The 23985-nt window shown below is 67.0% G+C and carries 26 protein-coding genes; 19 read left to right on the top strand and 7 right to left on the bottom strand.

The genetic code is table 11. From position 1 onward, the window contains the following. Positions 1-127 precede the first annotated feature (127 nt). Positions 128-748, top strand: a complete 621-nt coding sequence (locus CFB35_RS08745; protein ID WP_059583446.1) for a TetR/AcrR family transcriptional regulator — start codon at positions 128-130, stop codon at positions 746-748. Positions 749-775: 27 nt separating this feature from the next. Here the strand turns inward: CFB35_RS08745 and CFB35_RS08740 are convergent, their stop codons facing one another. Together CFB35_RS08740 and CFB35_RS08730 are read right to left on the bottom strand one after the other, a co-directional pair. Next, positions 776-2509, bottom strand: coding sequence for a ClcB-like voltage-gated chloride channel protein (locus CFB35_RS08740; protein ID WP_196485203.1), 1734 nt, complete (start codon positions 2507-2509; stop codon positions 776-778). Between the two features lie 103 nt (positions 2510-2612). After that, on the bottom strand, positions 2613-3680 hold the full coding sequence (locus CFB35_RS08730) for a YeiH family protein (protein WP_059583443.1): 1068 nt from the start codon (positions 3678-3680) through the stop codon (positions 2613-2615). A gap of 112 nt (positions 3681-3792) precedes the next feature. Between CFB35_RS08730 and CFB35_RS08725 the strand changes: the two genes are divergently transcribed. The 8 genes from CFB35_RS08725 to CFB35_RS08690 all read left to right on the top strand — a co-directional run bounded on the left by CFB35_RS08725 (position 3793) and on the right by CFB35_RS08690 (position 11582). Further along, positions 3793-4686, top strand: coding sequence for a LysR family transcriptional regulator (locus tag CFB35_RS08725; protein ID WP_059583441.1), 894 nt, complete (start codon positions 3793-3795; stop codon positions 4684-4686). Between the two features lie 162 nt (positions 4687-4848). After that, on the top strand, positions 4849-5613 hold the full coding sequence (locus tag CFB35_RS08720; RefSeq protein WP_089464778.1) for a TIM barrel protein: 765 nt from the start codon (positions 4849-4851) through the stop codon (positions 5611-5613). A 28-nt stretch (positions 5614-5641) separates the two neighbouring features. Further along, the gene (locus CFB35_RS08715; RefSeq protein WP_059583437.1) at positions 5642-6634 is read left to right on the top strand and encodes a sugar kinase; all 993 of its coding nucleotides are present in this window, start codon (positions 5642-5644) and stop codon (positions 6632-6634) included. A 115-nt stretch (positions 6635-6749) separates the two neighbouring features. After that, entirely contained in the window at positions 6750-8030 is a 1281-nt protein-coding gene (locus tag CFB35_RS08710; RefSeq protein WP_059583435.1) for an MFS transporter, read from the top strand. Positions 8031-8034: 4 nt separating this feature from the next. Further along, entirely contained in the window at positions 8035-9000 is a 966-nt protein-coding gene (locus CFB35_RS08705) for an NAD(P)-dependent oxidoreductase (protein WP_089464984.1), read from the top strand. 319 nt (positions 9001-9319) lie between these two features. Then, positions 9320-10363 carry a LacI family DNA-binding transcriptional regulator gene (locus CFB35_RS08700; protein WP_059583434.1) on the top strand — a complete coding sequence of 348 codons (1044 nt, stop codon included), beginning with the start codon at positions 9320-9322 and terminating at the stop codon, positions 10361-10363. A 54-nt stretch (positions 10364-10417) separates the two neighbouring features. Further along, positions 10418-11206 carry a YhfC family intramembrane metalloprotease gene (locus CFB35_RS08695; protein WP_089464777.1) on the top strand — a complete coding sequence of 263 codons (789 nt, stop codon included), beginning with the start codon at positions 10418-10420 and terminating at the stop codon, positions 11204-11206. A gap of 13 nt (positions 11207-11219) precedes the next feature. Next, the gene (locus tag CFB35_RS08690; RefSeq protein WP_089464776.1) at positions 11220-11582 is read left to right on the top strand and encodes a DUF3022 domain-containing protein; all 363 of its coding nucleotides are present in this window, start codon (positions 11220-11222) and stop codon (positions 11580-11582) included. Positions 11583-11615: 33 nt separating this feature from the next. Here CFB35_RS08690 and CFB35_RS08685 read toward each other — a convergent pair whose 3' ends face one another. Beyond that, positions 11616-12047 (bottom strand): PGDYG domain-containing protein, encoded by a 432-nt coding sequence (locus tag CFB35_RS08685; RefSeq protein ID WP_059583428.1) that lies wholly within the window; start codon positions 12045-12047, stop codon positions 11616-11618. Positions 12048-12183: 136 nt separating this feature from the next. Beyond that, complete coding sequence (locus CFB35_RS08680) at positions 12184-12723, bottom strand: Spy/CpxP family protein refolding chaperone (protein ID WP_089464775.1); 540 nt, start codon at positions 12721-12723, stop codon at positions 12184-12186. 249 nt (positions 12724-12972) lie between these two features. Here CFB35_RS08680 and CFB35_RS08675 point away from each other — a divergent pair, with 249 nt between their 5' ends. Both CFB35_RS08675 and CFB35_RS08670 read left to right on the top strand, forming a co-directional pair. Beyond that, on the top strand, positions 12973-13437 hold the full coding sequence (locus CFB35_RS08675) for an Lrp/AsnC family transcriptional regulator (RefSeq protein WP_006481526.1): 465 nt from the start codon (positions 12973-12975) through the stop codon (positions 13435-13437). A 468-nt stretch (positions 13438-13905) separates the two neighbouring features. After that, complete coding sequence (locus tag CFB35_RS08670) at positions 13906-15006, top strand: saccharopine dehydrogenase family protein (protein ID WP_059583425.1); 1101 nt, start codon at positions 13906-13908, stop codon at positions 15004-15006. A 131-nt stretch (positions 15007-15137) separates the two neighbouring features. Here CFB35_RS08670 and CFB35_RS08665 read toward each other — a convergent pair whose 3' ends face one another. Together CFB35_RS08665 and cydX are read right to left on the bottom strand one after the other, a co-directional pair. Beyond that, positions 15138-15755: an ATP-binding protein gene (locus tag CFB35_RS08665; protein ID WP_089464774.1), complete on the bottom strand. Its 618-nt coding sequence runs from the start codon at positions 15753-15755 to the stop codon at positions 15138-15140. Further along, positions 15752-15898, bottom strand: coding sequence for a cytochrome bd-I oxidase subunit CydX (gene cydX, locus CFB35_RS08660; RefSeq protein WP_063892434.1), 147 nt, complete (start codon positions 15896-15898; stop codon positions 15752-15754). The genes CFB35_RS08665 and cydX overlap by 4 nt, the downstream gene beginning before the upstream one ends. Before the next feature lie 199 nt (positions 15899-16097). Between cydX and corA the strand changes: the two genes are divergently transcribed. Further along, entirely contained in the window at positions 16098-17075 is a 978-nt protein-coding gene (gene corA / locus CFB35_RS08655) for a magnesium/cobalt transporter CorA (RefSeq protein WP_059583422.1), read from the top strand. 7 nt (positions 17076-17082) lie between these two features. On the opposite strand, the gene CFB35_RS08650 is transcribed toward corA, so the two are convergent. Next, complete coding sequence (locus CFB35_RS08650; protein ID WP_059583421.1) at positions 17083-17376, bottom strand: YciI-like protein; 294 nt, start codon at positions 17374-17376, stop codon at positions 17083-17085. Between the two features lie 445 nt (positions 17377-17821). On the opposite strand from CFB35_RS08650, the gene CFB35_RS08645 reads away from it, so the two are divergent. The 7 genes from CFB35_RS08645 to CFB35_RS08615 all read left to right on the top strand — a co-directional run bounded on the left by CFB35_RS08645 (position 17822) and on the right by CFB35_RS08615 (position 23852). Continuing rightward, positions 17822-18310 carry an aminoacyl-tRNA deacylase gene (locus tag CFB35_RS08645; protein WP_059583420.1) on the top strand — a complete coding sequence of 163 codons (489 nt, stop codon included), beginning with the start codon at positions 17822-17824 and terminating at the stop codon, positions 18308-18310. 858 nt (positions 18311-19168) lie between these two features. Then, positions 19169-19870 carry an energy transducer TonB gene (locus CFB35_RS08640; RefSeq protein WP_059583418.1) on the top strand — a complete coding sequence of 234 codons (702 nt, stop codon included), beginning with the start codon at positions 19169-19171 and terminating at the stop codon, positions 19868-19870. Between the two features lie 86 nt (positions 19871-19956). Beyond that, positions 19957-20862 (top strand): MotA/TolQ/ExbB proton channel family protein, encoded by a 906-nt coding sequence (locus CFB35_RS08635; protein ID WP_089464773.1) that lies wholly within the window; start codon positions 19957-19959, stop codon positions 20860-20862. 20 nt (positions 20863-20882) lie between these two features. Next, positions 20883-21305 (top strand): biopolymer transporter ExbD, encoded by a 423-nt coding sequence (locus tag CFB35_RS08630; protein WP_059645854.1) that lies wholly within the window; start codon positions 20883-20885, stop codon positions 21303-21305. 81 nt (positions 21306-21386) lie between these two features. Continuing rightward, the gene (locus CFB35_RS08625) at positions 21387-21818 is read left to right on the top strand and encodes a biopolymer transporter ExbD (RefSeq protein WP_059583519.1); all 432 of its coding nucleotides are present in this window, start codon (positions 21387-21389) and stop codon (positions 21816-21818) included. Between the two features lie 16 nt (positions 21819-21834). Beyond that, complete coding sequence (locus CFB35_RS08620; protein ID WP_060009768.1) at positions 21835-23025, top strand: tetratricopeptide repeat protein; 1191 nt, start codon at positions 21835-21837, stop codon at positions 23023-23025. Between the two features lie 251 nt (positions 23026-23276). After that, positions 23277-23852 carry a helix-turn-helix domain-containing protein gene (locus CFB35_RS08615; protein ID WP_059645851.1) on the top strand — a complete coding sequence of 192 codons (576 nt, stop codon included), beginning with the start codon at positions 23277-23279 and terminating at the stop codon, positions 23850-23852. Positions 23853-23985 lie beyond the last annotated feature (133 nt).

Here is a 23985-nt window from a genome sequence, read left to right as displayed (position 1 = left end):
ACGGCGCCGGCATCGGCGCACGCGGACAGACGGACAACATTGTCAGAAACTGTGGCGGATTCTAATACACACCTGTATCTGAATGCAAAGATGAATCTGAAAGGGAAAGGATGCTAGACTGCGCGCCATGAAACCACAGCGCTTAACTCGAGAGCAGAGCCGGGACCAGACGCGCGAACGTCTGCTGAAAGCCGCGCATCGCATTTTTCTGAAGAAGGGCTATGTGGCCGCGAGCGTCGAGGACATCGCGGCGGCGGCCGGCTATACGCGCGGTGCGTTCTATTCGAATTTCCGCAGCAAGTCCGACTTGCTGCTGGAGTTGCTGGAGCGCGATCACGAGGAGGTGCGGGCCGACTTCGAGGCGATTTTCGAAGGCGGCGGCACGCGCGAGCAGATGGAGTCGATGGCGCTCGCGTATTACCGGACGCTGTTTCGCGACGACGAATATTCGCTGCTGTGGGGCGAGGCGAAGCTGCAGGCCGCGCGCGACGCGAAGTTCCGCGTGCGCTTCAACCAGTTCCTGCACGGCAAGCGCGTGCAGATGGCCGAATTCATCGAGCGCTTCGCCGAGCGTTCGGGCACGCCGCTGCTGCTGCCGGCCGACACGCTCGCGTTCGGGCTGATGTGCCTGTGCGACGGCGTGCAGTCGTACTACACGGCCGATCCGCAGCACGTGTCGGCCGACGTGGCCGAAGCGGCGCTCGCGGGGTTCTTCGCGCGGGTCGTGCTGGGGCGCGCGCCCGACTGACCGGCGCGCGCGGTGCGGCGGCGCGCGTCAGCGCTCGCCGGTCATCCGCCGGTACGCATCGAGCAGCGACGTCTTGTAGACGACGCCCGCGAGCGTCGGCTCGGCTTCGCTCTCGATCACCGGCAGCCGTTCGCCCTGGAACGCCATGAAGCGTTCGAGCGCGGTCGCGAGCGGCATGTCGGGCGTGAGCAGCGGAAACGGCGTATGCGCGTAGTGCGCGGCCGTCTTGTCGGCCGTGTCGCGCTTGTCGAGCAGGTCCGACGTGATGTCCTTCAGCGCGACCGCGCCGCGAAAGCGCCCGGCGTCGTCGGTCACGTACAGGTACTTCACCGGATATTCGAGAAACACGCGCGTCATGTCGGCGACGCTCGCGGTGAGCGGCACGACCGTCTGCGCGGGCTGGATCAGCGTGCGCATCTGCGTGGTGCGCAGCCGCTGCCGCTCCTGCGCGTCCTGGTAGTGATGCTGCGTGATGTCGTACATCGACGTCGTGCCCGTCGCGCGCGCGACGAAATACGCGAACACGCACGACACCAGCAGCGGCAGCACGACCTGATAGCTCAGCGTCATCTCGAAGATCATCAGGATCGCCATCAGCGGCGCCTGCGTGGCGCCCGCCATGAATGCGCCCATCCCGACGATCGCGTACGCGAAATAGGCCGACGTATGGCCGGGCCACAGCGCGTCCATCGCGAGCCCGAACAGCGAGCCGAACACGGCGCCGACGAACAGCGTCGGCGTGAACACGCCGCCGATCGCGCCCGAGCCGGCGGTCGCGGCGGTCGCGATCACCTTGAACACGAGTACCGCGACGAGCGCCTGCCAGGTCCACGGCGAATGGAGGATGTGGTTCACGACGCTGTAGCCGTTGCCCCACACGTCCGGAATCCATACCGAGATCACGCCGACGACGAGGCCGCCGAGCGCGAGCCGCACGGGCAGCGGCACCGGCAGCCGCTTGAACTGCGTCTTCGACGCGTCGAGCAGGTGCAGGAACTGCGGCGCGAGCACGCCGCACAGCGCGCCGAGCACGACGAACGGCAGCACCTCGGCGCCGGTCACGGCCGGAAACACCGGCATCTCGTACGGCGGCCGGTAGCCGGCGAATTCGCGCATCACGATGTTCGCGACGACCGATGCGACGACCATCGGCCCGAAGCTCTCCATCGCGATCGTGCCGAGCACGATCTCCGACACGAAAAAGGCGCCGGCGATCGGCGCGTTGTACGCGGACGTGATGCCGGCCGCCGCCCCGCACGCGACCAGCAGGCGCAGGCGCGGCGGGTCGAAGTGCGCGAAGCGGCCGACGAGCGACGCGGCGAGCGCCGCAAGCTGCACCATCGGGCCTTCGCGGCCGATCGAGCCGCCGCTGCCGATCGTCAGCAGCGACGACACGCTGCGCCACAGGCTCTGGCGCACGGGCACGACGCCGTTGCCGAGCGCGACCGATTCCATGTAGTCGGTCTTGGCTGCCTCCTTGTCGCCGCGCGTCGCGAAGAGCAGCACGCAGCCGGCGAGGAAGCCGCCCGCGGCCGGCATCCAGAACCGCACGTACCACGGCAGGCTCCTGGCCATCTGCACGAAGCTGCCGCTGTGCCCCGAGATCAGGCGCTGCATCAGATCGATGCCTTCGCGGAACGCGATCGTCGCGAAGGCGCCGCCGACGCCGACGATGGCCGACCAGATCAGCATCGTATGGGCGTCCGACAGGCGGAGCAGCGTTCGGGCGCGAGTGCGCAGCTTCAGCAGGAACGAGAGCACGGCTGAAAGGGGGCGATGGAAAACGACGCGAAGCATAGCACCGCGCCGCGCCCGCGGGACTCTCCCGTCGGGCGCGGCGCGCGAACCGTCGCGGACGTGCGGCTCAGCCAAGCCAGTGCTGCACGGCCCAGGTGACGCCGTAGCCGCCGACGATCAGCCACACGTACAGGATCAGGCCGGTCATCAGCGCTCGCGGGCCGGCCGCGCGGATCTGCGCGACGCGCGTCTCGATGCCGAGTGCGGTCATGGCCATCGTCAGCGCGAAGGTATCGAGCACGTTCAGCGTGTGCGTGACGTCCGCCGGCAGCACGTTCAGCGAATTGACGATCACGAAGCCGAGGAAGCCGAGCGCGAACCACGGCACCGCCACCTTGCGCCTGCCTTGCGTGCCGCCGGCCGCGTCATGCGCCGACCGGGCGAGCCACCAGCCGAGCGCGAGCAGCACTGGCACGAGCAGCATCACGCGCGTCATCTTGACGATCGTCGCGACGCGCACGACCTCCGGGCTGATGTCGCTCGCCGCGCCGACCACCTGCGCGACTTCGTGGATCGTGCCGCCGAAGAACAGGCCGAGGCCCGCCGGATCGAGGTTCAGCAGACCGGCGTGATAGGCGAGCGGATACAGGAACATCGACAGCGTCCCGAACAGCACGACGCTGCCCACGGCCATCGCGCTCTGGTGCGGCTTCGACTGCAGCGTCGACTCGAACGCGAGCACGGCGGCGGCGCCGCAGATCGCGCTGCCGGCGGCGGTCAGCAGCGCGGCGTCGCGGTCGAGCTTCATCAGCTTCATGCCGACCCAGGTGCCGATCGCGAGCGTGCTGACGACGACCAGCACCGATACCGTGAGGCCCGGCAGCCCGACCTGCGCGATTTCCTGCAGGCTCACGCGCAGGCCGAAGAACGCGACCGCGATGCGCAGCAGCTTGCGCGCGGAGAAATTGACGCCGGCCGCCCAACTGGCCGGCATGCCGTCGCGCAACGCGTTGCCGTACAGCGCGCCAGCGACGATGCCGACGATCAGCGGCGACAGGCCGAGCCCCGCGATCGCGGGGAGCTCGGACAGGCTCGTGACGGCGGCGGCGAACAGCGCGACGAACAGCACGCCGTTCAACTGGCCGCGCATCGATGGCGCGGCATGGCTGAGATGGGGAGTCGGAGCAGTGGACATGGGGGCACCGTGATGGAGCGTGTGGCGATGGTGTAATCCTAATTTCGTTATATCGATATGAAAAATTGTGATTTGTGACGTAAACTATCCGGAAAGCCGATAATTCATCGCCATGACCCCGGATCAACTGATAACGTTCGCCGCCGTCGCCGAGCATTTGAACATCAGCCGCGCCGCCGTGGCGCTGCATCTGTCGCAGCCTGCCGTGTCGGGCCAGTTGCGGCTGCTGCAGGACGAGTTCGGCGAGCCGCTGTACCAGCGCGACGGCCGCGGCATCCGCCTGACGCCGGTCGGCGAACAGCTCGCGCAGTACGCGAAGGCGCAGCGCGACACGTTCGCGCAGGCGCGTGCGTTTCGCGACGCGGTGCGCGGGCTGGAAGCCGGCACGCTGCGCATCGGCGCGAGCACGACGCCCGCGAGCTACCTGCTGCCGTACCTGATCGCGGCGTTCCAGCCGCGCGCGCCGCGCGTGTCGATCCAGACGATGAGCGGCAATACGGCCGACGTGGTCGCGGCGCTGCCGTCGCTCGACATCGCGCTGATCGAAGGGCCGCCCGGCGAGGCGCTGCCGCCGGGTACGGCCGTGCACGCGTGGCACGAGGACGAGATCGTCGCGATCGTGCCGGCCGGCCATCCGCTCGCGGCGCCTGGCCACGACGCGGGCGTGACGCTCGATGCGCTCGCCGCGCATCCGCTCGTGCTGCGCGAGGCGGGCTCCGCGGTGCGGCAGCTCGTCGAGCGCGCGTTCGCGCACGGCGGCGCGCCGATGCGCGTCGCGTTCGAGATCGCCGGGGTCGAGGCCGTGAAGGAAGCCGTGCGCGCGGGAATGGGCGTCGGGTTCGTGTCCGCGATGTCGCTGCGTCACGAGGATGCGGCGCTCGTGCCGCGCTCGCTGGCGCCCGCGCCGCTCACGCGGCATTTCTCCATTCTCGTGCCGCACGGCGGCGCGCCGTCGCGAATCGCCGCGCAATTCCTCGAAATGAGCCTCGCGCAGGGCCTCGCATAGACGCTCGACGCTGCGCCGGGAACAGGTGTTGCATGCGTTCGGGCGCGTATTCGTGTGACCAGCGGGCCTTAGGGATTTCCTCTATGGCGTGGGTCTGAAGCGAAGCGCACCATCCGTCTCAAGCAAATGGAACCGGTTCCATTCCGGTTGAAAAAGGGCAACATGGCAGACATCGTGATCGTGGCGAGCGCATTCGGGATGGACTGGGTGCGCCAGGAGGGCCACAGTGCATTCATCGCGACCGTGGCGGCATCCGGTGCGACCGGGTTCGAGGTGCGGCGCGAACTGTTCGCGTCGGACGGCGACACGGCGCCCGGCGCGCTGGCCGCGCTCGGCGCGCAGATCGCCGGCCACGGACTGTGGTCGGTCTATTCGACCCCGGACTCGCTGTATACGGAAACGGGCGCGCTCGATGCCGACGCTTTGCGCGACGCGCTCGCGCAAGCCGATGCGCTCGGCGCGCGCTTCGTGAAATTGCAGCTCGGCGGCTTCGCGGGCGACGCGCACGCGGCCGAGATCGTCGCGCTGTCGGGCGGCGCGCGGGCTCGCGTGGTGGTGGAAAACGGCCAGCTCGAGGTCGGCGGCGCGTTCGCGCAGTTCCGCGCGCTGTTCGATGCGCTGGCCGATGCCGGCATGCGCGAGGCGCTCGGCATGACGTTCGACATCGGCAACTGGCTGTGGCGCGGCGAAGCGCCGCTCGACTGCGCACAGGTGCTCGCGCCGCACGTGGAATACATTCATTGCAAGACCATCGAAGGCGAAGGCGCGCGTCGTTTCGCCGTCGCGCCGGCGCCGGACGATGCGCTCGTGACCGGCGTGCTCGCGACACTGCCGCGGCATGCGCCGCGCGGCATCGAGTTTCCGTTCGACGCGGCCGACCTGGCCGGCGATGCGTGCCGGCGCGTCGCGTGGCTCGCGACCGCGTGACGGCAGCAGGATCCTGAGGAGTTCAGTCATGAAAGCAGCACTCGATGTCGTGACCTACGGTGAAGCGATGGCGATGTTCGTCGCGACGGAGCCCGGCCACCTCGCGCACGCCGGGCAATTCGCGAAGCGGATCGCCGGCGCCGATCTGAATGTCGCGGTCGGCCTGTCGCGGCTCGGCTTCCGGGTCGGCTGGATGAGCCGGGTCGGTAGCGATTCGTTCGGCCGCTACGTGCTCGACACGCTGGCACGCGAGGGCATCGACGCGTCGTGCGTGACCGTCGACCCGCGTTACCCGACCGGTTTCCAGCTGAAGTCGCGCAACGACGACGGCAGCGACCCGACCGTCGAATATTTCCGCAAGGGTTCGGCCGCGAGCCACCTGTCGTGCGACGACTACGTGGCCGACTACGTGCTCGGCGCGCGCCATCTGCACCTGACGGGCGTCGCGCCGGCGATCTCGGCGACGTCGTGCGAACTGGCGTTCCGGCTCGCACGCGAGATGCGGGCGGCCGGCAAGACGATCTCGTTCGATCCGAACCTGCGCCCGACGCTGTGGCCGTCCGCCGACGTGATGGCAAAGACGCTGAATGCGCTCGCGACGCTCGCCGACTGGGTGCTGCCGGGCCTCGCCGAAGGGCGGCAGCTCACCGGGCACGACACGCCGGCCGACATCGCGGGCTTCTATCTCGCGCAGGGCGCGCGCGGCGTCGTGATCAAGCTCGGCGAGCAGGGCGCGTATTTCCGCACGGCCGACGGCCGCGAAGGCATCGTTGCCGGCGAGCGCGTTGAAAAGGTCGTCGATACGGTGGGCGCCGGCGACGGCTTCGCGGTCGGCGTGGTCAGCGCGCTGCTCGAAGGCCGCAGCGTCGAGCAGGCGGTCGCGCGCGGCAACCGGATCGGTGCGCTCGCGATCCAGGTGATCGGCGACTCGGAAGGGTTGCCGACCCGCGACGCGCTCGACCGGCTCGAAAATGTCAGCAATGACGCCGATCGCTTAGAGGAAACCATCACCGCGCAATGAGAGGCCGGACACGGCACAATCCGCGGATCCATTTCGTGCGCGACGCACAGCAGTTTTGTTCGAGGCCGGGCAGGCGCCAGCGCGTCCACTCCGGTCCATATACGGAGACACTCACATGGCAGCCAATCTCGCAGCCCGTCGGTGGTGGACGATCATGCCGATCGTCTTCATCACGTACAGCCTCGCCTACCTCGATCGCGCGAACTACGGGTTCGCGGCGGCGGCCGGCATCAACCAGGATCTCGGGATCAGCAAGGGCCTGTCGTCGCTGATCGGTGCGCTGTTCTTCCTCGGCTACTTCTTTTTCCAGATCCCCGGCGCAATCTATGCGGAACGCCGCAGCGTGAAGAAGCTCGTGTTCGCGAGCCTCGTGCTGTGGGGCGGCTGCGCGGCCCTGACCGGCGTGGTCAGCAACATCCCGTCGCTGATGGCGATCCGCTTCGTGCTCGGCGTCGTCGAGGCGGCCGTGATGCCGGCGATGCTGATCTACATCAGCAACTGGTTCACGAAGAACGAGCGCTCGCGCGCGAACACGTTCCTGATCCTCGGCAACCCGGTCACGGTGCTGTGGATGTCGATCGTGTCGGGTTATCTCGTGCATGAATTCGGCTGGCGCCACATGTTCATCGCCGAAGGCATCCCGGCCGTCATCTGGGCCGTGTGCTGGTGGTGCCTCGTGCAGGACAAGCCGGCCGATTCGCCGTGGCTCAACGCACAGGAAAAGCGCGACCTCGACGCCGCGCTCGCGGCCGAGCAGGCGGCGATCAAGCCGGTGCGCAACTATGGCGAGGCGTTCCGCTCGCCGGCCGTGATCAAGCTGTGCGCGCAGTATTTCTGCTGGAGCATCGGCGTGTACGGCTTCGTGCTGTGGCTGCCGTCGATCGTGAAGAACGGTTCCGATCTCGGGATGGTCGCGACCGGCTGGCTGTCCGCGCTGCCGTACCTCGCGGCGACGATCGCGATGCTCGCCGCGTCGTGGGCGTCCGACAAGGTCGGCTCGCGTCGCGGCTTCGTGTGGCCGTTCCTGCTGGTCGGCGCGGCCGCGTTCGCCGCGTCGTACGCGCTCGGCTCGTCGCATTTCTGGATCTCGTATGCGCTGCTGGTCGTCGCGGGCGCCGCGATGTATGCGCCGTACGGCCCGTTCTTCGCGATCGTGCCGGAACTGCTGCCGAAGAACGTCGCGGGCGGCGCGATGGCGCTGATCAACAGCATGGGCGCGCTCGGCTCGTTCGTCGGCTCGTACTTCGTCGGCTACCTGAACGGCGCGACCGGGTCGCCCGTCGCGTCGTACGCGTTCATGAGCGCCGCGCTCGTCGCCGCGGTGATCCTCACGCTGTCCGTCAAACCCCAGGCGCGCGATGCGCATCCGCTCGCCGCGCCGCTGCAAGGAAAATGAAACGATGAAGCCCCGTATCGTCGCGTACAAGCCGCTGCCCGATGACGTTCTCGCGTACCTGCGCGAGCATGCGGACGTCGTGCAGGCCGACGGCGCCGACGCGCTCGCCGCCGCGCTCGGCGACGCCGACGGCGCGATCGGCGCGAGCCTGAAGATCACGCCGCAGATGCTCGACCGTGCGCCGCGGCTGAAGGCGTGGTCGACGATCTCGGTCGGCTACGACAACTTCGACGTCGCCGATTTCACGCGGCGCGGCATCGTGCTCGCGCATACGCCCGACGTGCTGACCGAGTCGACGGCCGATACGGTATTTTCACTGATCCTGGCCTCCGCACGGCGCGTGGTCGAGCTCGCCGAGTGGGTGAAAGCCGGCCATTGGCATCGCAGCATCGGCCCCGACCTGTACGGCACCGACGTGCAGGGCAAGACGCTCGGCATCGTCGGGCTTGGGCGCATCGGCGGCGCGGTCGCGCGCCGCGCGGCGCTCGGCTTCCGGATGCAGGTGCTGTACGCGAACCGGTCCGCGCATGCCGAGGCCGAGACGCAGTACGGCGCCCGGCGCGTGACGCTCGACGAGTTGCTCGCGCAGTCGGATTTCGTGTGTCTGCAAGTGCCGCTGTCGCCCGACACGCGCCATCTGATCGGCGCACCCGAGTTCGCGAAGATGAAGCGCGGCGCGATCCTGATCAACGCGTCGCGCGGGCCGGTGGTCGACGAGGCCGCGCTGATCGACGCGCTGCGTGCCGGGACGATCCGCGGCGCGGGGCTCGACGTGTTCGAGAAGGAGCCGCTGCCGGCCGATTCGCCGCTGCTGCGGATGAAGAACGTGGTCGCGCTGCCGCATATCGGCTCGGCGACGCACGAGACGCGCCATGCGATGGCGCGCTGCGCGGCGGAAAACCTGGTCGGCGCGCTGGCCGGCACGCTGCGCGCGAATCTCGTCAACCCGGATGCGCTGGCGCACGCCTGAGCCGCCTGCGATAACCGCCCTGCGCGGTTAGAGTCGATGGTCTTGGTGCCCGAGGGCTGGCTGCGTTATGATCGCCCGCGCTCGTCGCATCGACGGCCGGCCACGCGGCCGGCGGCGTCGCGCGACGGGCTTCCGCGCCAGGTCCGGTGCGGCCGACTGCTGTAACGCCATTGGCGGGCGCTGCTCGAGCGTGAAGCACCGGGCCGGCGCAGGCGCCGACGCGCCAGGACAGGGGAGGCCGCCGGTTGGCTTACGTTTCCAACAACAATGGTCCGTCTGCTCACAAAGCGGCGCGGATCGTACGTCGCGAGGCACGACAGTGACCGATTCGCAATCTTCCACGACGCGTCCGGCGACGATCAGCGACGTCGCGCGCGAGGCCGGCACGGGCAAGACCAGCGTTTCGCGCTACCTGAACGGCGAGACGCATGTGCTGTCGGTCGATCTGCGCCAGCGGATCGAGGCGGCGATCGCGCGGCTCAACTACCGGCCGAACCAGATGGCGCGCGGGCTCAAGCGCGGCCGCAACCGGCTGCTCGGCATGCTCGCGGCCGACCTGACCAATCCCTACACCGTCGAAGTGCTGCAGGGCGTCGAGGCCGCGTGCCATGCGCTCGGCTACATGCCGCTCATCTGTCACGCGGCGAACGAAGTCGAGATGGAGCGCCGCTTCCTGCAACTGCTCACGACCTACCGCGTCGAAGGGCTGATCGTCAACGCGCTCGGCGCCGAGGAAGACGTGCTGCGCCCGCTGCGCGGCGCGGGCATTCCGGCCGTACTCGTCGATCGGACGGTCGAGGGCTTCGAGGCCGACCTGATCGGCCTCGACAATACCGATGCGATCGAGACGGCGCTCGCGCATCTGGTCGCACAGGGCTTCGACGCGATCCATTTCGTCGTGCAGCCGTTCGAGCACGTGAGCTCGCGGCGCGTGCGCGAGGCCGCGTTCCGCGCGGCGCTGGCGGCGCGCGGGCTGGCGGTGCCGTCGACGGTCGTGCTCGATCTGAACGAACCTGGCGCGGCCGCGGCGGCGCTTGCCGACGTCGATGCGCGCATCGACGATGCGGCGCGGCGCGGCGTGCGCGCGGCGCTGTTCGCCGCGAATGCACCGGTCGCGCTGGCGATCGCGCGCCATCTGCGCGCGCGTTTCGGCGCCGCGTGGCAGCAGCAGGCGGCGCTGCTGTCGATCGACGATCCGGAATGGGCCGAGCTGATCGGCATCACGACGATCCGTCAGCCGACCTACGAAATCGGCTACAAGGCCGTCGAATTCGTGCACGAGCGGATCGACGGCGCGGCGGGCGACGTGCGCGTCGCGATGCTGCCCGGCGAGCTGATCGCGCGCGCGTCGACCGCAAGCTGAGTATCATTCGGGGCACGCAGCGCGCCAGGTGCGCTGCCCCGAACAAGGAACTCCATGACTGTCGCTCCCGTCACGCTGGCGGCGCTGATCGCCGCCACGCTGATCATCGCGCTGCTGCCGCTCGTCCTCTACCGCTTCCTGCGCAAGCCGCTTGCGCTCAACCGCCGCGACACGATCGTCGGCGTCGCCGTCTTCACGCTGTTTGCCATGATCGTCGAGCGCGCGTTCCACGGGCTCGTGCTGAGCCGCACGCCCGAGGACGGCTGGCTGACGCAGCCGCTCGCGTTCGTCGCGTACAGCGCGCTCGCGACCGCCGTATTCGAGGAAATCGGCCGCTATCTCGGCATGCGCGTGCTGAACCGCCGCTATGGCGCATCGGCCGGCGACGGCCGCGGAATCGGCTACGGGATCGGTCACGGCGGCGCCGAGGCGTGGTTCGTCGGCGTGCTCGTGTGGGGTCAGTGGTCGTATCTCGCGTGGCTCGCGAGCCGCGGCCAGCTCGAGACGCAGTTGTCGGACCTGCCGGTCGACACCGTGGTGCGGCTGCACATGATGCTCGCGACACTGTCGGCCCAGTCGATCCTGCTGTTGCTGCTCGAACGCTGCGCGGCGTTCGCGGTGCAACTGGCGCTGTCGGTGCTGATGTGGCGCGGCGTGCGTGCCGGCCGCATCGCCGTGTTGCCGCTCGCGATCGTGCTGCATGCGCTCGCGGCGACGCCCACGCTGCTGTACCAGGTGCGCGTGCTGCCGGCCGCGTGGGTCGAGGCCGCGTATTTCGTGCTGGCCGCGATTCTGGTGGCCGTGCTGGTGAAGACGTGCCGGCCGTCGCGTGCGACGGCCTGACCGGAGAGACGCAATGGACGACTATCTGATCGAATGCCCGAGCGCGGAATTCGACGCGCTTGCGCGCGTGATCTGCGATCTCTTTCCGGAGCAGACGCGCTTTGTCGAAAACAGCGACGAACGCGGGCGATTCCTGTCCGTGCAGTGGCTCGCGATGCGTTTCGGCGCGACGCCGAAGCGGATGACGCTGGACATCCGGATCGTGCCGGCCGCGCTCGCGCGCTACCTGGCGCTCAAGCCGATGCAGCGCGCGCGCAGCCACGCGGTGCTGCATGCGTATACGGAAGCGATGCTCGGCTCGCTCGAAGAGCGGCACGCGGCCGGCGAGGCCGTCGAGCGCGACGCGGAACTCGAACTCGACGAAGACTTTGCGTGAGCGGCGGCGCCGGCCGCGGGCCGGCGCGGTGCGTCACGCGTCGCGGTAGACCTGCGCGAAGCGCTGCGCCTGCACGACGCCGTAGTCGCCCGGCGCGTATTGCATCACCCAGTCGCCGGCGACGCCGCGCAGCGTGTCGCCGTTTTCCGAGCGGGCGATCGTGAACGGCTCGTCCATCCGGCGCGCGAGCACGACGGCCGGCCGGTTGCGGTAGGCGCCCGGCGTGCCGTGCGCGAGCGCCGGATCGGCGGGCAGGTATTTGGCGTCGAAACGCGCGCGCGACACGACCCAGCGGTCGCCGGTCGAGCCGGTGATCAATGCGTCGCCCGTTACATAACGGTTCGGGCCTTCGAGGCTCATCAGTTCGCCGTCGGCGTCCGCGAAGGACACGGCGACGGTTTCGTCCTTGACGACGCGACGGGCCTGCGGATCGGTACGCAGATCGAGTTGCTTGAGTTCGAGCATGGCGGGGAAGGGCGGGAAAGCGGGAAAAGCCGGGAGCTTATCCCGAATTCGGCGCGCCGTGTGACGCGCCGGTCGCCGATCGACGCGCGGCGCCGTTCGGCCCGGGTGGGCCGGCACGGCGCCGGCGGGGAAGGCGTCAGGGCTGCGCGGGCGCGCTCGCGGCCGGCGCGGCGGCCGCGTTGCCTTCCTTGCCCTTCGTCTTGCCCTTGCCGCGGTGCTCGCCGCCGTGGTGCAGCCAACTGCGGAACGTCGTGTCGGCCAGCGCCTTCTGCTCGGCCGGGAAGCTGTCGTAGAGCGGCGCGAATGCGTCGGCGAGCTTCTTCGCGCCGTCGGCGTTCGCCTGCGACAGTTCCGCGTACTGCTTCATGTCGTCGATCGCGGACACGTCGTGTTTGGCCATCCGTTCGCTGTAGAGGCGGCCCATCGTTGCGCTGTTGTCGCGCATCGTGTCGGCGAACGTCTTCCATTGCGGCTCCTGCGCCGACGTGATCTTCAACTGGTCGTGCAGGTACTTGATGCGCTGCTCGATGCGCGCTTCGTGGCGCGCCGCGCGCTGCTCGGCGCTCGGCGCCGACGCCGCGGCCGTCGTTGCCGGCGCTTGCGGCTGTGCCGGGGTTTGCGCGAACGCGCTGGCTGCAACGGCGAGCGTAGCGAGGGTGAGCGAGATTTTCTTCATGGTTGGCTCTCCGGGGTGGTGTCTGGCGAGCGGGCGCGGCGGCCATCGCCGCCAGCGCGCCTCTCGCGTCGCCCGTTATTAGTAGCACGTTGCCTGCCGCGCGGCAGTGAATGCGACACTTGCTTACATCCGATACGAATCGAAATCGAAGATGCGAATCCGGGCCGTGCCGGTTGGGCGCGCCGGCGTTCGGCGCTATCATCGCGTCACTTTCCACTCCGCCGGCACATCGCGCGCCGGCTCAGCGTCATGCGTCCACCCCGTCTCGACCAACTCGACGATCTCGACCGGCAACTCGTCGCGCTGCTGCAAGCCGATGCGCGCGCCAGCGTCGCCGATCTCGCGCGCCAGCTCGACGTGGCGCGCACGACGGTCGTCGCGCGCATCGCGCGGCTCGAACGCACCAACGTGATCGCCGGGTACAGCGTGCGACTCGGGCAGGACGTGCTCGACGCGAGTATCTATGCGTACGTCGGCATCATCCTCACGCCGAAGTTCGGCAAGGACGTATTGCGCAAGCTCGACCGGATGCCGGAAGTCCAGCTGCTGTGCGCGGTGAGCGGCGAGTACGACTACGTCGCGTGGCTGCGCGCCGATTCGCCGGAGCGGCTCAACGACCTGCTCGACCAGATCGGCACGCTCGAAGGCGTCGAGCGCACGACGACGTCGATCATCCTGTCGCGCAAGATCGATCGCGGAACGATCGGCGGCTGACCTGTTGGACGCGGCGCCGCGCGGGCGTCGCTGCGTCACGGCTGCCCGGATTGAAGCCGAGGTACCTGCCCGCACGCATTCGTATCGGCCTTCGCTGTCCTTCGTGATCGGCACGGGCGCCCGCCGTTGTCCTTTCGCGCCTCGCGCGCTTCTTTCCAGAATCTCCTTTCGTATTCAGCTTCGACCGGCGTGTCGTACCTGATGCATGTGCGGTTCGTGCGTCCGGTGCGACGCCCTGCGTCGTCTTCATCCTCGCGATGCGCCGCCGCCAACGGCCGGCGTGCGACATCTGCTATACGCGATTTTTATATGAATCGGTCGTTTCGACGAAATCTATCGTCATAACGTCGAAATTATCGGTCGTTTCGCATCATTCTTCGTCTTGGAACTGATTTTGCGCGTCCCTACACTGTGTTCATTGGCTCAACGCCGTTCACAACACCAAACCCATCATCAGGAGATAAGCGCATGAAAATCGCCATCGTCGGCGCAGGTCTGATCGGCCACACCATTGCTCACATGCTGCGCGAAACCGGCGACTACGAAGTCGTCGCGTTCGACCGCGACGCGGATGCGCTCGCGAAGCTGTCGCGCGAAGGCATCGCGACGCAACGGGTCGATTCGGCTGACGCGAACGCGATTCGCGAAGCGGTGAAGGGCTTCGATGCGCTCGTCAACGCGCTGCCTTACTACCTCGCGGTCAACGTGGCCGCGGCCGCGAAGGCGGCCGGCGTTCACTACTTCGACCTGACCGAAGACGTGCGCGCCACCCATGCGATCCGCGAACTGGCCGACGGCTCCGACCGCGCGTTCATGCCGCAATGCGGCCTCGCGCCGGGCTTCATCGGCATCGCCGCGCACGAACTCGTGAACGGCTTCAGCGAAGTGCGCGACGTGAAGATGCGCGTCGGCGCGCTGCCCGAATATCCGACCAACGCGCTGAAGTACAACCTGACGTGGAGCGTCGACGGCCTGATCAACGAATACTGCCAGCCGTGCGAAGCGATCCGCGACGGCCGCAAGCAGTGGGTGCAGCCGCTCGAGGGCCTCGAACACTTCTCGCTCGACGGCACCGAATACGAAGCGTTCAACACGTCGGGCGGCCTCGGCACGCTGTGCGAGACGCTGTCGGGCAAGGTCGAGACGCTCGACTACAAGTCGGTGCGCTACCCGGGCCACCGCGAACTCGTGCAGTTCCTGCTCGAGGACCTGCGCCTGTCGACCGACCGCGACACGCTGAAGTCGATCATGCGCCGCGCGGTGCCGTCGACGAAGCAGGACGTCGTGCTCGTGTTCGTCACGGTGACGGGCGTGAAGGACGGCCAACTGGTTCAGGACGTGTTCACGCGCAAGATCTTCGCGAAGGACGTGTGCGGGATGCACATGAGCGCGATCCAGATCACGACGGCCGGCGCGATGTGCGCGGTGCTGGATCTGTTCCGCGAAAAGAAGCTGCCGCAGAGCGGTTTCATCCCGCAGGAGAAGGTGTCGCTGAAGGCGTTCCTGTCGAATCGTTTCGGCAAGCTGTACGACGGCGGCACGATGGAGCGCATGCACGCGGTTGCCTGACCGCGGTTGCCAGACGGTAGTTACCAGACGATTCGCCAGCCACTGGCACGAGGGCCGTACGACGCCGGGAGCGCAGCAGCGCTTCCGGCGTTGTTTTTTGGGGGAGAAGCGGAAGGGCCGGGGGCGCGGGATCAGGCCGGCAGCGGCGGGACCATCGTCGCCGGCTGCGGCGGCGGCACGATGCGGTACAGCAGCGCGTCGATGTCCGCGTCGGACGGCGCGGTGTTGTCGAACATCACGATGCCGTCGCATTCGCGGCCGGTGGGCGCGAAGCGGCGCTGCCGGTATTCGTCCCAGTGCGCGAGCTTGTACGCATCGTTCGGGTTCGCACGCGCGACGATCCGCTGGTGCGCGACGTCTTCCGACGTATGGACCCAGACGACCGTCAGCGTGACGTCCGGCGCGATGCCGAGCCACGCGCGATCGAGGATGCGCCGGTCGCGCACTTCGCGCGACAGCGGGCCGACGACGAGCGCGCCGATGCCGAGCGCGAGATTTTCACGGGCCGTGTCGAGCAGGCCCTGGTATTCGGCATCGCGAAGGTGCTTCAGGTAGAGCGGGCTGTCGCGGTCGTTCGGATCGTCCGTGAGCGCCCCCATCGCGGCCGCGCTGTAGCGGCCGTACAGCGTGTCCTTGTCGAGCAGGCAGAACGCCTGGCCGGTCGCGCGCATCAGCGGCCCGATGAGCCGCTTCGCAAGCGTGGTCTTGCCGGTGCCGGCGTGACCGCAGAAGAACACCAGGTGCGTCACGAATGCCGGCTCCCCGACCGCTGGCCCGACGTGTCGCCGCGCTTGTCGCCGCGCGAGAATACTTCCGCTTCCAGCCACATCGCGTTGATGATGCCGAAGCCGAGCGCCACGCCGATGCCGAGTATCCACGAGAAATACCACATAGGTCTGTCTCCTTGACGATTGGGCCGCGCGGCCGTTGTGCAGTGCGCAATGCAGGCCCGACGAGCCTGTCGAAGCGCACGGAGCGCGTGCTGCGATGCACGCAGCCCGATCATGACCAATATCGGCGTGCCGTGCAAGCCGGCCCGTCCGTGCAGCAAACCGGTAAACTGATGCGCAAACCGCAATATCGTGAACAACATGCTGATCAACTGTGCTGCTTACCAGGACGGCCGCAAGCTGGCCGATATCGACATCGATGCCATCAGCGATTACGTGTCGAAGCCCGAATGCTTCGTCTGGGTCGCGCTGAAGGATCCGACGCCCGAGGAAATCGACCTGATGGGCGAGGAATTCGGGTTGCACGAGCTGGCGCTCGAGGATGCGCGCAAGGGCCATCAGCGGCCGAAGATCGAGGAATACGGCGATTCGCTGTTCGCGGTGCTGCATACGGTCGAACTCGACGAGGACGGCGAATTCAAGGTCGGCGAATTGAACGTGTTCGTCGGCCCGAATTACGTGCTGTCGATCCGCAACCATACCGAGCACGATTTCCGCGACGTGCGCAAGCGTTGCGAGCGGGAGCCGCATCTGCTGCGGGAGGGGTCGGCGTTCGTGTTCTACGCGTTGATGGACCAGGTCGTCGACCGGTATTTCCCGATCCTCGAAACGCTCGGCACCGAACTCGAGGAACTCGAGGACCGCATTTTCGCGAAGGCCACGCCGGCGTCGTCGCGCGCGATCATCGAGGATCTCTATTCGCTGAAACGCCGGCTCGTGCTGCTGTACCAGCACACGGCGCCGCTGATGGAGCCGCTCGCGAAGCTCACCGGCGGGCGTGTTCCGCAAGTCTGCAGCGGGATGGCGGCCTACTTCCGCGATGTGTACGACCATTTGCAGCGGATCGTGAAAACGATCGAAGGGCGGCGCGAGATGGTCGTCACGGCGATCCAGGTCAACCTCGGAATGATTTCGCTCGCGGAGAACGAGGTGACCAAGCGGCTCGGCTCGTTCGCCGCGCTGTTCGCGATACCGACGATGATCGCCGGCATCTACGGGATGAACTTCGCGAACATGCCCGAACTGCACCTGAAATACGGGTTCTACGGCTGCATCGCGGTGATGGCCGCCGCCGACCTCGCGCTGTGGTGGCGTTTCAAGCGGGCAGGGTGGCTGTAGGGCGGCGTCACGCCGGCCGCGGCGCGTGCTTGCCGACCACGACGCGCCACGGCCGCACGCGCCACGATTTCACGAGGCCGTTCTGCACGTACGGATCGGCGCGCGCGAACGATTCGGCCGCTTCCGGCGAATCGCCTTCGAACACGAGCACGGCTTGGTCGGCCGGGTCGGCCAGCGCACCGGCGAGCACGAGTTCGCCGCGCTCGGTCGCCGCCTGCGCGAGCGCGAGATGCTCCGCACGAAGCGGTTCGCGGCGCGACAGGTAATCGTCGACGAGTTCGTAGATCAACTGGTAATGCATGATCGCTCCAGGAATCGGTTTCCGCCTCGGATAGTGGGCGGCCAGGTCAGTATAGGGCAGCGGGAAAGCCCTTGGCGGCGTGGTTTGCCGGCGGGCTGGCGGGCATTGGCCGGGCGCGCTTCATGACCCGCGCATCCCGGCCGATATCCCGCTGGTTTCCTTAAAAACGCAACTAACGGTCGAGCTTCCAAACATCGGCAAATTGCCGGGCGCTTCGCGTCCACGGCCGATCCGCGTGGAATTCGTCTACAGGAAACGAGGGGCCGCCGGCCTATGCCGGGTCCGGATTTCGCATGCCGGCGAGGCAGGGGAGCGGGTGAAAACGATAGGCGCCGGCCCGGGGCGGGGGCGTGCGAGGGGTGTTTCCATTGGGCCGAAATGCGACCTATGCTGAACGAATCCGGAGCGAACGCCGTTCGCCCGATTCGCCCAGACGAGGTGTGCCATGCCGGTCTCAGCCACCCTGCAGGATTGCCTGCGCCAGAAGTCATCGCGGTACGAAGTCGTGTACCACCCCTATAGCCATACAAGCATGGAGACGGCCGCCGCCGCGCACATTCCCGGCGATCGTCTCGCGAAAACGGTGCTCCTCGAGGACGCCGAGGGCTACGTCGCCGCCGTGTTGCCGACGACGCACGCCGTGCGTCTGTCGGATCTCTGGGTGAAGACGGGACGCCATCTCGTGCTCGCCCGGGAGGTCGAATTGCGCGACCTGTTCAAGGATTGCGACATGGGCGCGCTGCCGCCCGTGTGCATGGCGTACGGGATGAAGACGTTCCTCGAGGAACACCTCGCGCAGCAGCCGGAAGTCTATTTCGAGGCCGGCGACCACGAAGCGCTGATCCACATGATGCAGGACGAATTCCTGGCGCTGATGGAGACGGCCGAGCGCGCGCATTTCTCGCATCGTATGCAGGGGATGATGCTGTCCTGAGCGATGCCGGCCGTGCATCGATGACGCATGCGCGGGCATTTTCCCACCGGGCCCGGTGAAGTGGAGATGCCCGTGCGCGCAGAGGGGCGGGCAACGAATTCACGCTGGCGCAGTGGTACCCGGCTTCGGAAAATAGGTTCGTTGTGCAGATGATTATTTCAACCAGGCCGGTAGGAAGGTTTGCTTATTTTAATTTGGAATCCTTTGCAAAAATGCGGCGGGCAAATCCTCGGAATATCGCGCCAACGGGCCCTGGCTCCGCGTGACAACGGTCAATCGGCTTCCATCCTTGCATGAGACAACCAGACGCATCCGGCGGCGCTCATTCCAGACGCGCCAATTCAGTGCGCCGCACTAAATCGGTGATTATTTATGAGAGGCACTGAATTAGTGCGATAGCCTACAAAATAATTACCGAATTAATGGAAAATGTTTGTTGAAGCTTACTAACTTGTTATTCGAGTAAGGCCTCCAAACTTTGTATTTGGGTATCAAATAAAGTTTGACGCCCAAATTTTTTCCTTGCTATCTTCTGCACCCAAGACGAACGGCCTGGCTGACGTCGGCGTGTAACGAAGATTCAATCGTCATACGAGAACGTGCCTGCGCCGACGAAGCTGACAATTGCCTGAACGCGCTGGTGCGGGGCGGACGCCGGATAGGGCGGCTATCCCGTGGTGGTTGAAACGATTCCTTGAAATTGAATGAATTCGGATTCGAAATCGATGCTTTCGATTCGGATTGATAATTGCATTGAAAATGAAATTTCACGTTGAGGCGGAGGCGGAACCGACCCGGTTCCGGCGCCGGCCATCATCGCGAAACTGGGCGATTCGCTTGGGGGGATGGATAGTGGGCATGAAAGTCGAAGAGCATCTGGTTGCTTCGAACAGCGGACTGGCCACGCTCGGCCGTCCGCGGGAATTCGGCAAGAAGCAGCAGAATCCGGTGCGCCGTTTCGGCGGTATCGCAGTCGTCCTCCTGTTGCATGCAGTGCTGATCTACGCATTGCTCAACGGCCTCGCGACGAAAGTCGTGCAGGTGATCCAGCATCCGATCGAAACCCGCATCATCGAGCCGGTGAAGCCGCCGCCGCCCCCGCCGATGCCGGTCGTCAAGCTTCCGCCGCCGAAGTTCGCGCCCCCGCCGCCGCCGTTCGTGCCGCCGCCGGAAGTACCGGTGCAGGCGCCGCCGCAGGCGACGATCACGCACCAGTCGGCACCGGTGCCATCCGCACCGGCCGTGCAGGCGCCGGTCATCGCACCGCCCGCGCCGGCGGCCAAACCGGTCAGTCACGAAGTAGGTGTCGTCTGCCCGAATTCGGACACGATTCGCGCGTCGATGCAGTACCCGAAGGAAGCGCAGGAAAACAACATCACGGGTGACGTGACGATCGAGTTCGTCGTGGATGCGGAAGGGAACATCACGAACGAACGCGTGGCCCAGTCGGCCGACCCCGTGCTCGATCGTGCGGCCTACAACACCGTGAAGCGGTTCAAATGCGTGGCGCAAGGCCAGGCGGTACGGGTGCAGGTGCCGTTCTCGTTCAACCTGAATTGATGCAGTGGGCGGTCCGGCGGGAGCCGGACCGGTGAAAACCGGCTCGAACCTTAATCGTAAGTTCAACGAAAGAATTGGAGTGGGGTATGACGAAGCGTTCTCTGGCCGCGCTGGCGGCAAGCCTGTTGATGTCCGTCGCTGCAATCGACGGGCTCGTTGCACCGCAGCCCGCCTACGCGCAGGCGAGCGGATCCGCGGCGGCATCCGACGCGTCGACACAGGCCGCGGCGCCCACGCAGGCGCCTTCCGCGGCCGAGCCGGCCCCGCCGCCGGCGCCTGCTACGACCGAAGCAGTCGAGAATCCGTACGGGCTCGGCGCGCTGTGGAAGAACGGCGACTTCGTCGCGCGCTTCGTGCTGATCCTGCTCGTGATCATGTCGATGGGCAGCTGGTACATCATGATCACGAAGTTCGTCGAGCAATTGCGCGCAAACCGCCGCGCGAAAATCGCGGACGCACAGCTCTGGAGCGCGCCGTCGCTGGCCGAGGGCGCGAAGCTGCTCGACGAGGCGTCGCCGTTCCGCTTCATCGCCGAAACGGCGATCGAGGCGGGCGAGCATCACGACGAGGCGCTGCTCGAAGCCGTGGACCGCAACACATGGATCGACGTGTCCGTCGAGCGCTCGATCACGAACGTGTCGAACCGCCTGCAGGACGGGCTCGCGTTCCTGGCGACGGTCGGTTCGACCGCGCCGTTCGTCGGGCTGTTCGGCACGGTCTGGGGGATCTATCACGCGCTGACGGCGATCGGGATCGCGGGCCAGGCATCGATCGACAAGGTCGCGGGCCCGGTGGGCGAGGCGCTGATCATGACGGCGATCGGCCTGGCGGTCGCGGTGCCTGCCGTACTTGGCTACAACTTCCTCGTCCGGCGCAACAAGTCGGTGATGGAACGGGTCCGCAACTTCGGCGCCCAGCTGCATACCGTGCTGCTGGCCGGCAGCAAGCGTGCCGTGCGCGCGCCGTCGCCCGCCGCGTCGCTCGTGAACTGACCGGCTGACGGAGGCGCGCGATGGGCATGAACGTCGGGCAGGACGAAAGCGACGAGGTGATCGCGAACATCAACACGACGCCGCTCGTCGACGTGATGCTGGTGTTGCTGATCATTTTCCTGATCACGATTCCGGTCGTCACGCACACGATCCAGCTGCAGTTGCCGAAGGAGGTCGTACAGCCGCTGCAGACCACGCCGAAGAGCGTCGAGATCGCGGTGAATCGCGACGGCGATTTCTTCTGGGGCGAACAACGGGTGGATGCGTCGGCGTTGCTCGCGAAGCTGAAGGGTGTGTCGCAGCAGCAGCCGCAGCCGAGCGTGCACGTACGGGGCGACCAGAACACGCGCTACGAGTTCATCGGCCGGGTCGTCACGATGTGCGAGCGAGCGGGTATCGCGAAGGTGTCGTTCATTACAGAACCGCCGGCGCGGGGTGGTTAGCCTTGCATGGGAACGGCATACGCGCCGATTCCGATTGACGACGACGCATGGGATCAGATCAGGCATCGACAGGAGCAGACGATGGGAATGAACGTGCCTTCGGGCGGGAGCGGCGGCGAGCCGGACGTGATGGTCGACATCAACACCACGCCGCTGATCGACGTGATGCTGGTGCTGCTGATCATGCTGATCATCACGATCCCGATCCAGATGCATTCGGTGAAGATGGACCTGCCGGTGGGCAACCCGCCGCCGCCCGCCACGCCGCCGGAAGTGGTGCAGATCGACATCGACTTCGACGGTACGACGACGTGGAACGGCGCGCCGGTGCCGGACCGCGCGGCACTCGAGACGAAGCTGACGGCGGTCGCGCACGAGCCCGTGCAGGCGGAGATCCATCTGCGGGCGAACAAGCTGGCGCCGTACAAGGACGTGGCGGCCGTACTGGCGTCCGCGCAGCGCGTGGGCGCGACGAAGATCGGCCTGATCGGAAACGAGCAGTTCATGCAATGACGGGACAGGCGGACCGATGAACCAGCGACGATGGAAACGGATGATGGCGCTGACGGCGCTCGGTGCGGCCTGCGTGCTCGGCCGGCCGGCGTGGGCGGCCGATGCGTTGCGGCCCGACGTGGCGAAGCCGCTGGCCGCGGCGCAGGACCTGTATCGCGCGCACAGGTATCGCGATGCGCTCGGCAAGATCGCGCAGGCGGCCGCCGTGCCCAACCGCACGCCGTACGAAACCTACATGGTGGAAGCGACGCGCGGCGCGGCGGCGATGGCGGCCGGCGATACCGGCGTGGCCGCGCAGGCCTACGAAACCGTGCTGAACTCGGGGCGCCTGTCGGGCGCGGACGAGCAGCGGACGACGGCGGCGCTCGCGGGAATCTACTTCCAGCAGAAGAACTATCCGCAGGCGATCCGCGTCGCCCAGCGCTACCTGAAGGCGGGCGGCACGGATCCGGACATGCGCACGCTGCTCACGCAGTCGTATTACCTGTCGAACGATTGCGGCCAGGTCGTGAGCCAGTTGAAGGCGAGCACGGAGGCACAGGCCAAGGCCGGCCACGCGCCGGACGAGGGCCAGCTGCAGATGCTGGCGACCTGTGCGCAAAAGAGCAAGGACGCCGTTGCCTATCGCAACGCGCTCGGCATGCTGGTGGCTTTTCATCCGAGCCCCGCGTACTGGGAGGACATGATCTCGGCCATTCGCGGCAGCCCCGGTTACCTGTCGTCGCTCGACCTCGACATCTACCGGTTGCGCAGGGCGACGGGCTCGCTGTCGACGGCCGACGCCTACATGGAGATGACGCAGCTCGCGCTGGTGGCGGGAACGCCGGCCGAGGGCAGGCAGGTGATCGACCAGGGATTCGCGTCCGGCGTGCTGGGCAAGGATGCACAGGCGGAGCGCGAGAAACGGCTGCAGGCGCTGGCTGCCAAGCGTGCGCAGTCGGGTGCGGACGCCGCCAACCCGGTGGCGCCGATCGATGCCGGCATGAATCTGGTGTTCGCGGGCCATGCGGCGCAGGGGCTGTCGATGATGGAGCAGGTGATCGCGAAAGGCGGACTCGAGCATCCCGATGCCGCGCGGCTGCGGCTCGGCGAGGCGTACTACGTGGCCGGCCAGAAGGCGCATGCGGTCCAGGTGCTGCGCACGGTGAAGGGTAACGACGGGTCGGCGGATCTGGCGAAGCTGTGGACGGCGGTGGCGTCCCGGTAGCGCAGCGCAAGGTCGAGACGGCATGCGACGCGCACGCAATTGACGAGCAGCGTGGCGCGATGGAAGTACAAGTCCTTGACGGTCGGACATGAAGAGAGACAGGGGAAATCTTGTTAATTAGTAACACGAATGAAATAGGCGAAACACTCGCGGGTGCGCGGCGACGGTGCCGCGCCGCGACGGCCGCGTCATCGCATCGGGCAAGGACGGCCGACATCAAACCGGTTTCGACTGCGAGGCTCCGCAATTCCATGACTGTGCCCCCTGATGAGTCGGTTCTGGTCGCCGTATCGCTGGGCAGCAAGATCCGGGCGCTGCGCCAGCGCCTGAAGCTCACGCTTGACGAGACGGCCGGGATCGCGGGTATTTCGAAGCCGTTCCTGTCGCAGGTCGAGCGTGGCCGCGCGACGCCGTCGATCACGTCGCTGGTCCGGATCGCGCACGCGCTGGGAGTCACGATGCAGTACTTCATCGACACGCCGACGGAAGCGCGTTCGGTGTGCCGCGGGAACGCGCTGCAGTACTTCCAGTTCGCGAACTCGGCCAGCCTGTTCGCCAGACTGACGAACCTGGTGGATGGCCGCAAGCTTGACGCGATTCTCGTCAGGATGCCGGCGGGGCAGTCACCGTCCGAGATAACGACGCATGCGGGCGAGGAATTCGTCTACGTGATGCGCGGGCAGGTCGCGCTGACGCTCGAGGATTGCACGTTCACGCTCAACGCGGGCGATACCGCGCACTACGAATCGACGATGCCGCATGCATGGCGCAACACGGCCGACGAAGAAGCGGTGATCGTCTGGGTCGGCACGCCGAGACTGTTCTAGCGGAGGCGGCAGGCGCCGCATGTCGAACGGGAAGCAGCAGGAAGTGCGCTCATGACATGTAGTAAGTATGACGAAGTAAATATAAAGAAACGGTGATGCCGGGCGGAACGGGTGCCCAAGGCCGATCCGTTCG

It is taken from the genome of Burkholderia sp. AU16482 (assembly GCF_002223285.1).
In the GTDB taxonomy this organism is placed as follows: Bacteria; Pseudomonadota; Gammaproteobacteria; order Burkholderiales; family Burkholderiaceae; genus Burkholderia; species Burkholderia semiarida.
This window is presented reverse-complemented; position numbering and strand designations above follow the sequence as displayed.

Excerpts from the sequence above, each read along its gene's own strand:
- CFB35_RS08715 (WP_059583437.1), top strand. The coding sequence starts at position 5,642 with ATGAAAGCAGCACTCGATGTCGTGACCTACGGTGAAGCGATGGCGATG.
- cydX (WP_063892434.1), bottom strand. The coding sequence starts at position 15,898 with ATGTGGTATTTCTCGTGGATACTCGGCATCGGCGTGGCGCTCGGCTTC.
- CFB35_RS08705 (WP_089464984.1), top strand. The coding sequence starts at position 8,035 with ATGAAGCCCCGTATCGTCGCGTACAAGCCGCTGCCCGATGACGTTCTC.
- CFB35_RS08695 (WP_089464777.1), top strand. The coding sequence starts at position 10,418 with ATGACTGTCGCTCCCGTCACGCTGGCGGCGCTGATCGCCGCCACGCTG.
- CFB35_RS08690 (WP_089464776.1), top strand. The coding sequence starts at position 11,220 with ATGGACGACTATCTGATCGAATGCCCGAGCGCGGAATTCGACGCGCTT.
- CFB35_RS08720 (WP_089464778.1), top strand. The coding sequence starts at position 4,849 with ATGGCAGACATCGTGATCGTGGCGAGCGCATTCGGGATGGACTGGGTG.
- corA (WP_059583422.1), top strand. The coding sequence starts at position 16,098 with ATGCTGATCAACTGTGCTGCTTACCAGGACGGCCGCAAGCTGGCCGAT.
- CFB35_RS08725 (WP_059583441.1), top strand. The coding sequence starts at position 3,793 with ATGACCCCGGATCAACTGATAACGTTCGCCGCCGTCGCCGAGCATTTG.
- CFB35_RS08650 (WP_059583421.1), bottom strand. The coding sequence starts at position 17,376 with ATGCATTACCAGTTGATCTACGAACTCGTCGACGATTACCTGTCGCGC.
- CFB35_RS08620 (WP_060009768.1), top strand. The coding sequence starts at position 21,835 with ATGAACCAGCGACGATGGAAACGGATGATGGCGCTGACGGCGCTCGGT.
- CFB35_RS08625 (WP_059583519.1), top strand. The coding sequence starts at position 21,387 with ATGGGAATGAACGTGCCTTCGGGCGGGAGCGGCGGCGAGCCGGACGTG.
- CFB35_RS08680 (WP_089464775.1), bottom strand. The coding sequence starts at position 12,723 with ATGAAGAAAATCTCGCTCACCCTCGCTACGCTCGCCGTTGCAGCCAGC.
- CFB35_RS08745 (WP_059583446.1), top strand. The coding sequence starts at position 128 with ATGAAACCACAGCGCTTAACTCGAGAGCAGAGCCGGGACCAGACGCGC.
- CFB35_RS08685 (WP_059583428.1), bottom strand. The coding sequence starts at position 12,047 with ATGCTCGAACTCAAGCAACTCGATCTGCGTACCGATCCGCAGGCCCGT.
- CFB35_RS08635 (WP_089464773.1), top strand. The coding sequence starts at position 19,957 with ATGACGAAGCGTTCTCTGGCCGCGCTGGCGGCAAGCCTGTTGATGTCC.
- CFB35_RS08615 (WP_059645851.1), top strand. The coding sequence starts at position 23,277 with ATGACTGTGCCCCCTGATGAGTCGGTTCTGGTCGCCGTATCGCTGGGC.
- CFB35_RS08645 (WP_059583420.1), top strand. The coding sequence starts at position 17,822 with ATGCCGGTCTCAGCCACCCTGCAGGATTGCCTGCGCCAGAAGTCATCG.
- CFB35_RS08710 (WP_059583435.1), top strand. The coding sequence starts at position 6,750 with ATGGCAGCCAATCTCGCAGCCCGTCGGTGGTGGACGATCATGCCGATC.
- CFB35_RS08730 (WP_059583443.1), bottom strand. The coding sequence starts at position 3,680 with ATGTCCACTGCTCCGACTCCCCATCTCAGCCATGCCGCGCCATCGATG.
- CFB35_RS08670 (WP_059583425.1), top strand. The coding sequence starts at position 13,906 with ATGAAAATCGCCATCGTCGGCGCAGGTCTGATCGGCCACACCATTGCT.
- CFB35_RS08630 (WP_059645854.1), top strand. The coding sequence starts at position 20,883 with ATGGGCATGAACGTCGGGCAGGACGAAAGCGACGAGGTGATCGCGAAC.
- CFB35_RS08640 (WP_059583418.1), top strand. The coding sequence starts at position 19,169 with ATGAAAGTCGAAGAGCATCTGGTTGCTTCGAACAGCGGACTGGCCACG.
- CFB35_RS08675 (WP_006481526.1), top strand. The coding sequence starts at position 12,973 with ATGCGTCCACCCCGTCTCGACCAACTCGACGATCTCGACCGGCAACTC.